Here is a 7,331-nt window from a genome sequence, read left to right as displayed (position 1 = left end):
CGCCCGCCGCTTTCATTCCGCACGCTCTCCCACGCCCCAGCGCGCCATCTTTCCTACTATATTGATTGTTTTTCATCGTATTGCTTTTACATCCGCCGATCACAGAACGCCAAAGAGAGGAACAATGCCGCCAAACGCAGACTCCCGACGAGGTTCTCATCTGCGAGAACACCTGCTTTTCCTGCTGCTGTTGCTGACCCTGAACGTCTTCGCACCACCGGCCCTGGCGCAAAACGCGCCGCCCACGCCCGCCGACAAGAGCGAGCAGCAGAAAGCCGCCTACGCCGCGCTGGCCGATCTGCTGCAGGACGACAAAGCGCGCGCGGAACTCATCAACCACCTGAAACAGGCCGCCGGCGACGCCCCCGCCACCGCCCCGGCAACGCCGGTGGAATCAACGCCGGCGACCCTGAGCGACAGCCTGAACTCGCTGGCGCAGGAAGGCATCGGCACCTTTAACCAGAAGCTCGGCGCGCTGCAAAAGCTGATCGATTCCGGCCCGAAGCGCGTTTTCAATCCCGCCGGCTTTTTCCGCGCGCTGGGCTACTTTCTGCTGACGGTGGCGGTCACCTTTGCGCTGTTCCACCTGATCCGGCGGCTGATCGCGCCGCTGTACAAGCGCATGGGCAGTTGGGGGCACAACGCCCGGCTGCAGCGTGGCCCGTGGTATAAACGCCCCGCCGCCATTCTCGGCGCTTTCGCCGTCGATCTGCTGGTGCTGCTGCTGGCGCTGGCGGCGGGCAACCTGTTCGCCCGCCACGTCCACGCCGACAGCGCCACCATTCTGCGGCTGCAGACCCTGTTTCTCAGCGCCTTCGCGGTGATTGAGTTCTTCAAGGCGGTGCTGCGGCTGATTTTTGCCCCCAACTTCGACTACCTGCGCCCCTTCCCCTTCAGCGACCCGAGCGCGCGCTACTGGAACACGCGTCTCGCCTGGCTCAGCGGGCTGATCGGCTACGGCCTGATGGTGGTGGTGCCGGTGGTGGCGGTGCAGATCAGCTACCCGGCAGCCGCCGCCGTCAACCTGGTGGTCATGCTGGCGCTGACGCTGTATGCCATCTGGCTGATCCTGCACAACCGCAAACCGATACAGCAACAGATCAACCTGCTGGCCGAACGGTCGATGGCGTTTTTCAGCGTGATCCTGCGCGGCCTGGGGCATATCTGGCATCTGCTGGCGATCGCCTATTTTCTGGTGTTGTTCGTGCTGTCCCAGTTCGACATCGGCAACAGCCTGCGCTTTATGATGAGCGCCACGGTGAAAAGCCTGCTGGTGGTCGGCGTCGGCGCTCTGCTGTCCGGCATGCTGACCCGCTGGATTTTCCGCCGTATTTCGCTGCCGACCGACGTCAATCTGCGCTATCCGATGCTTGAGCGGCGCATCAACTCCTATATTCCCAACGGGTTGAAGATACTGCGGGTGATGGTGGTGCTGGCGGTGACGCTGTTCCTGCTTGACGCTTGGCACCTGATTAATCTGTACCAGTGGGCAGGCAGCGAAAATGGCCAGCGGACGCTCGGCGGGCTGGTGCATATCCTGCTGATCCTGCTGATCGCCGTCTTCAGTTGGACGCTGATGGCCAGCATCATCGAGCACCGCCTGGCGTTGGAGCTCAGCAACGGCGTGCGGCCGAGCGCGCGCGAACGCACGCTGCTGACGCTGTTTCGCAACGTGCTGGCTATCGTTATCAGCACCATTACCGTGATGATCGTGCTGTCGCAGGTGGGGCTGAATATCGCGCCGCTGCTGGCGGGCGCCGGCGCGCTGGGGCTGGCTATCAGCTTCGGCGCCCAGACGCTGGTGAAAGACGTGATTACCGGCGTATTCATCCAGTTCGAAAACGGCATGAACACCGGCGAATACGTCACCGTCAGCGGCATCACCGGCACCGTGGAGCGCATGACCATTCGCTCGATTGGCCTGCGCGACGACTACGGCGTCTACCACATCGTGCCGTACTCCTCGATCACTACGCTGGCCAACTATGCGCGTGAGTTCGGGGTGTATCGCGCCAACTACACCGTCAGCCGCGACGAGGATATCGATCGGGTCAATGAGGTGCTGCATCAGGCCGTCGCGGCGCTGAAGCAGGATGAGCAGGTGAAGCATTTCCTGATTGGCGAGCCGGCCTTCAACGGCGTGGTGGCGCTGGGCGACCGCTCGTTCACCACCCGCGTGACGGTGCGTACGCAGGCGCTGAAACAGTGGGTGGTGCAATACGCCCTCGATCGGCTGGTGAAAATCCATTTCGATCGGGCCGGCATCAGCATGCCTCAGCAGGCGATGCAGATCTCCCGCGCGCCGCAGCCGCACGAAGAACAGGCACCGCCCGCGGCTCCCGGCAGTTAGCGCCCGCGCCCGCAGGGCTGAGCGGCCAGGAAGGCCGCCACGTCCTGTCGGTAGGCGTCGTATTGCACCGAGCGCGGCGCAAACAGGCCTACCACGTTGATCAGCCACGGATGGCGGGCGAACAGCGGTTTGATCATCACGTGGTCGGCTTCGTCGATGCGCGTCACCGTCAGCAGCGAGGCCGGGATCGTTTGCCGATACACGCGCTCGGTTTCGTCCGCGTCCACGTTGACGTCGCGCCCGCCCAGGATCAGGTGCACCGGCGTGTTGAAATTCCGCAATCCCGCCGTCGCGTCGCTGGCCATGTTGGCGCGGATAAAGCGCCAGCGGTCGGCGCTCAATGCGGCGGAGCCATACTCGCGGCGGTACTGCGCGTAGCCGTCCGGTTGCTCGAGCAGCGTCTGGATATGGCGCCAGTGCGCTTCGCGCGCCTGGATTTTCGCTTCATCTTCCCCCGCCGCCGCCATCGCCGCGCGGGTGTTGTAACGCCCCTGCCGCAGCCAGTTGATCGCCGGCGCCAGCGCCAGCGTGAAGGCGATATCGGGGCGTAAACGCGCCACCTCCGGCATCACCCACCCCGCCTGGCTGGTGCCCCATAGCCCCACGCAGCGCGCATCGAAGCGCCCGTCTCGCCGGGCCCAGTCGATGATATCGGCGGTTTCCCGCGCACGATCCGCCATGGTCTGATGCAGCCAGTTGCCGCCCGAGCCGCCAACGCCCGGCTTATCGAAGGATAAAACCGCGTAGCCCTGCTGCGCCATCGCCTCCCAAATGCCGAAATAGCCTTCGTCGCGGCTGGCGTTAGCCGGCCCATCGCCGTGCACGAACACCACAACGCCGGGCTTGACCGGCGCATGCTGCGGCAACACCAGCGTGCCGGTCAGCCGGTTGCCGCCGGCGATCACCGTGATCGATTCGGTGACGAAGCGAAAGTCGTTGACGAAAATGACCCACCCGAGCGCCAGCAGAAACAGCACCACACTGCACAGTCCTATTTTGCGCACGTCGCCTCCCCGCAGCGTCTCTCCATCAACACCCAGTCGGCCTGACCGAACAGCCATCCCAACGCAGCGTAATGCTCTTCTCGCCGCACCTGAAAACCGCAGCGCCGATACAGGCGCAGCGCATCCACGTTGCGCCGGCTGACGTGCAGGCTCAGGCGCCGCCCCGAACCCTGCCCGGCAGCGTAGTCGTTCATCCACTGCAGCAGCCGCTTGCCCACCCCTTTGCCGCGCTGATTCTCGGCCACCGCCAGGTAAGAGAGATACAGTTCATCGGCCGCCGGGGTGTGCCGCAACACCGCCATTTGCAGATACATGCGCCAAACGTTCAGCCAACCATAGCGGCGGCACAGCCGCCAAATCGGCAAGGCATGCGGACGCCGCCCGGCGTTGTTCTCGCCAGCGGCCGCATTGAGGGCAAAGGCCGCCACCACCTGTTCATCCTGCTTCACCACGAAGCTGCGCTCCCGGCTGCCGCCTTGCTTCCAACGCCACAGCCGATAGAACAGACGCCACTGAAGGCGGGGGCTCAGACGGCGCGCGCGCTGGAACTTGTCGCAGAACGCAGCGTAGATCAGCGCCGCCGTTTGCAGGCGGTCAGCATCGTGGTACGGCTCAATGTGCAGCATATCCACCTCGACTAGGGATGCCGGTAGAGCAGCTGTTCCAACAGCCGCACCGGCGTGGTCTCCTCCGGCGCGGACGACGCAAAGATCGCCTGCCGCCAGGCCTGACTTTCGATCACGTCCAACACCAGCTGCGCAAGCGGTAACGGCGCTATCGCCGGTGCAATCTCACCGGTTTGCTGAGCCTCGGCGATAACCGTCGCCAGCGCCTCAATCAGCTGCCGCTGGTTAGCGCCGAACGGCTCGGCCAACGCCGGGTTGCGCGCCACCTCCGCCACGATCTCCGCCGACAACTGCACATTGGCCGGCTCAGCGACAAAAGCGTGATAGGCGGTAAAAAAGGCCGACAGAGCCTGCTTCGGCCGCTTTCTGTCGGCCCACAATCCGGCGGCAAACTCGGTGAATACGCCGTTTTCCAGCAGCGCAATCTCGCCGATCAACGCCTCCTTGCCGGTAAAGTGGTTATAGAGGTTGCCGACGCTGACGCCCGCCGCCTGCGCGATATCCCGCATGCTGGTCTGGTGAAATCCCTTATGGGTAAAGCTGTGCAGCGCGGCCTCGACAATCTTTTCTCGGTTTCCCATCGGCAACTCCCGAAACGGTGAAGGGGGCGCCTAGCGCCATCGAATAAATATTAATGAACGAACGTTCGTTCACATTTAAGGATAGCATAGGCCGGTAAAATTGAACCGCGGCTCAACGGCGTGTGAATCGGCGGGAAGATAAAAATGCCGCCCCCGTTTTCGGCGGGCGGCGTGGTGAAAACTCAGTGCAGCGCGTCGCCCTGCTTCACCGACGTAAACGCCTGCATCAGTTTCACGACGTCGTGCATGCCGATGTTGACCTGGTTGATCACTTCCCCGGCATCGTGGGTCAGCGCCACGCCGCCGCCGGCCTGCTCTACGCAGGTTGCCATGCCGGCAATCGCCGCCGCCACGCCTTGCTGGATAGACTTGGTCATGCGCTCAATCTCGGTCGCCGCCTTACGCGACTGTTCCGCCAGCGTGCGCACTTCGTTGGCGACCACCGCAAAACCGCGCCCGTGCTCACCGGCATGGGCGGCTTCGATCGAGGCGTTAATCGCCAGCAGGTTGGTTTGGGAGGCGATTTTACGAATGGCTTCGACGATGGTGCCGATCTGCTGAGAACACTTACCGAGCTCGGTGACCACGTCCGAGGTTTCGCGCGCCGCCGCTTCGACCTGCTGCATGCCTTTCACCGCCTGCTGCACGATGATCGCGCCCTGCGCCGCCTGCCGATCGGTATCGAGCGACAGATGATGCGCGTTACGCACCATCTCTTCTTCGTGCTGCTGCTGTTGCATCAGCCGGGTGATGTCCTGGGCAATCTTCACCACTTTCACCACCTGGCCTTCGTTGTCGAGGATCGGGTTGTAGCTGGCCTCCAGCCATACCCGTTCGCCGCGCCGGTTGAGGCGCTCAAAACGCCCGGTAATGAACTCGCCGCGCGCCAGGCGCTGCCAATGCCGCCGATAATCGTCGGAAGCGGCGAACTCCGGCGGGCACAGCACCGCATGCGACTGCCCGCACGCCTCTTCCAGCCGATAGCCCATCAGCGCCAGCATATTGTCGTTGGCGCTGACAATGGTGCCCTGCGGCGTGAAAGCGATCATCGCCATCGAGCGATTCAGCGCCGCCAGCAGGCTGCGGTGTTCCTGCGCCTGGGTCACTCGCTCGGTCACTTCGCTGGCGATCTTGACGATTTCCACTACCTTACCCTGTTTATTCAGCACCGGCGCATAGGTGCCCTGCAGCCACACCGCCTCGCCGTTTTTCGCGATGCGCTTTATGGTGTCCGTGATGGGTTGGCCTTTATTCAGCGTCTCCCAATGCTTGCGATATAACGGGCTGGCGACATAGTTCGGATCGCAGAAAATACGGTGATGCTGACCTATCACGTCATCGCGTTGAAATCCCAGCGTACTGAGGAAAAGATCGTTGGCGCGCAATACCGTGCCGTCGGGTGAGAATACGATCATCGGAACGGCGTGTTCTATCGCGCTCAGCTCGGCGCCTTTGTGGGTAGTTAACTGACTGAATCGTAACAGCATAAGGTGTAGTCCTTGTGGCAGAAGATGGCGCTTTTCTTATTTTTGCCTGGCCACATGCCGCGCCCACACGCAGACGTGCCATCGCGGAAGGAACGGGCAGCGCCTTCCTTCTGGTTATTGCTATTAACCGGATTAAATTTATTTATTCAGTAAAGTAATTATTAGAATTTAAATAAACTAACATCCTAAGATTTTTATTACTAAACCCGTATTGAGAATAACGTAAGTGATGAAAATTGAAAGGTAAAATGCGGATTTTTGTCGGCGCCGGCAGGATAACCGGCGCCGGAAGGGTTAGCGCCAGCGTTCGGCTGCCCAGGCGGCCTGTTGCTCGGCGTCGTGGAAGGTCCAGGCGACGAAGCGGCTGATCTTCTGCCCTTGCGCCATCTCGATGGTGCGTACCTCGGCCGCGTCCGCCACGTTCAACGCATGGTAGATGGCCGGCAGCGTGGTGTTTTTCGAGATGAGTGAGGTAAACCACAGGCAGTGGTTGGCCTTGCCGACGCTCTCTTCCACCATCTTGCGCACGAAGGCCTCTTCGCCGCCTTCGCACCACAGCTCGTTGTTCTTGCCGCCGAAGTTTTGCACCGGCTTGGCGGCCACTTCCCCTTTGCCCAATTTGTGCAGCTTGCGGCGGGTGCTGGCGCGCGCTTCCTGCTCGGACGCATGGAACGGCGGGTTGCACAGGGTGGCGTCGAATTTCTCGGCCGCGCCGATGATGCCGCTAAAAATCAGCTCAGGCTGTTTTTGCAGCCGCAGACGCACACTGTTACGCAGCGTCGGGTTCATCTCGACGATCATCTTGGCCGAGTTGAGCGACACCGGATCGATTTCAGACCCGGTGAAACGCCAGCCGTATTCGCGCAGGCCGACGATCGGGTAGATGCAGTTGGCGCCGACGCCGACGTCGAGGATCGCCACACCCTTGCCGCGCGGGATCTCGCCGCCGTTGCTGGTCGCCAGCAGATCCGCCAGGTGGTGCAGATAATCGGCGCGGCCGGGGATCGGCGGGCACAGGTAGTCCGCCGGAATATCCCAGTGTTCAATGCCGTAAAAGTGTTGCAGCAACGCACGGTTGAGCATTTTCACCGCCGCCGGATCGGCGAAGTCCACCGAGACATCGCCCCAGGCGTTCGGCTTCACGAACGGCGCCAGCGCCGGGCAGCTGGCGATCAGCGCCGGGAAGTCGTAGCGCGAACGATGACGGTTGCGCGGATGCAGGCCGCTTTTCTGCTGCGGGAAGGTTTTCTTTTTATCCACCGTGACGGGCTCTCTTGAAGGTA

The 7,331-nt window shown here is 62.2% G+C and carries 6 protein-coding genes; 1 reads left to right on the top strand and 5 read right to left on the bottom strand.

The features are described 5' to 3' along the window. The first annotated feature begins 124 nt into the window (after nucleotides 1-124). Complete coding sequence (gene ybiO / locus EKL15_RS10215) at nucleotides 125-2,350, top strand: mechanosensitive channel protein (RefSeq protein WP_100396092.1); 2,226 nt, start codon at nucleotides 125-127, stop codon at nucleotides 2,348-2,350. On the opposite strand, the gene EKL15_RS10210 is transcribed toward ybiO, so the two are convergent. The 5 genes from EKL15_RS10210 to rlmF all read right to left on the bottom strand — a co-directional run bounded on the left by EKL15_RS10210 (nucleotide 2,347) and on the right by rlmF (nucleotide 7,308). After that, nucleotides 2,347-3,354 carry an alpha/beta fold hydrolase gene (locus tag EKL15_RS10210; RefSeq protein WP_203089409.1) on the bottom strand — a complete coding sequence of 336 codons (1,008 nt, stop codon included), beginning with the start codon at nucleotides 3,352-3,354 and terminating at the stop codon, nucleotides 2,347-2,349. The two genes, ybiO and EKL15_RS10210, sit on opposite strands and share 4 nt — an antisense overlap. Then, the gene (locus EKL15_RS10205; protein WP_100396094.1) at nucleotides 3,342-3,980 is read right to left on the bottom strand and encodes a GNAT family N-acetyltransferase; all 639 of its coding nucleotides are present in this window, start codon (nucleotides 3,978-3,980) and stop codon (nucleotides 3,342-3,344) included. Before EKL15_RS10205 ends, EKL15_RS10210 begins: the two co-directional genes overlap by 13 nt. 11 nt (nucleotides 3,981-3,991) lie before the next feature. After that, complete coding sequence (locus tag EKL15_RS10200; RefSeq protein ID WP_100396095.1) at nucleotides 3,992-4,561, bottom strand: TetR/AcrR family transcriptional regulator; 570 nt, start codon at nucleotides 4,559-4,561, stop codon at nucleotides 3,992-3,994. A 182-nt stretch (nucleotides 4,562-4,743) separates the two neighbouring features. After that, nucleotides 4,744-6,048 (bottom strand): PAS domain-containing methyl-accepting chemotaxis protein, encoded by a 1,305-nt coding sequence (locus EKL15_RS10195; protein ID WP_100396096.1) that lies wholly within the window; start codon nucleotides 6,046-6,048, stop codon nucleotides 4,744-4,746. A gap of 294 nt (nucleotides 6,049-6,342) precedes the next feature. Further along, entirely contained in the window at nucleotides 6,343-7,308 is a 966-nt protein-coding gene (gene rlmF, locus EKL15_RS10190; RefSeq protein ID WP_198509088.1) for a 23S rRNA (adenine(1618)-N(6))-methyltransferase RlmF, read from the bottom strand. Between the last annotated feature and the right edge of the window lie 23 nt (nucleotides 7,309-7,331).

This window comes from Serratia sp. 4542, from assembly GCF_016805595.1.
GTDB lineage: Bacteria > Pseudomonadota > Gammaproteobacteria > Enterobacterales > Enterobacteriaceae > Serratia > Serratia nevei.
Note: the sequence above shows the minus strand (reverse complement) of the source record. Positions and strands in the feature narration are given on the sequence as shown.

Bases quoted from the DNA above. Each gene is read 5' to 3' on its own strand.
- ybiO (WP_100396092.1), top strand. From the start codon at position 125: ATGCCGCCAAACGCAGACTCCCGACGAGGTTCTCATCTGCGAGAACAC.
- EKL15_RS10200 (WP_100396095.1), bottom strand. From the start codon at position 4,561: ATGGGAAACCGAGAAAAGATTGTCGAGGCCGCGCTGCACAGCTTTACC.
- EKL15_RS10205 (WP_100396094.1), bottom strand. From the start codon at position 3,980: ATGCTGCACATTGAGCCGTACCACGATGCTGACCGCCTGCAAACGGCG.
- EKL15_RS10195 (WP_100396096.1), bottom strand. From the start codon at position 6,048: ATGCTGTTACGATTCAGTCAGTTAACTACCCACAAAGGCGCCGAGCTG.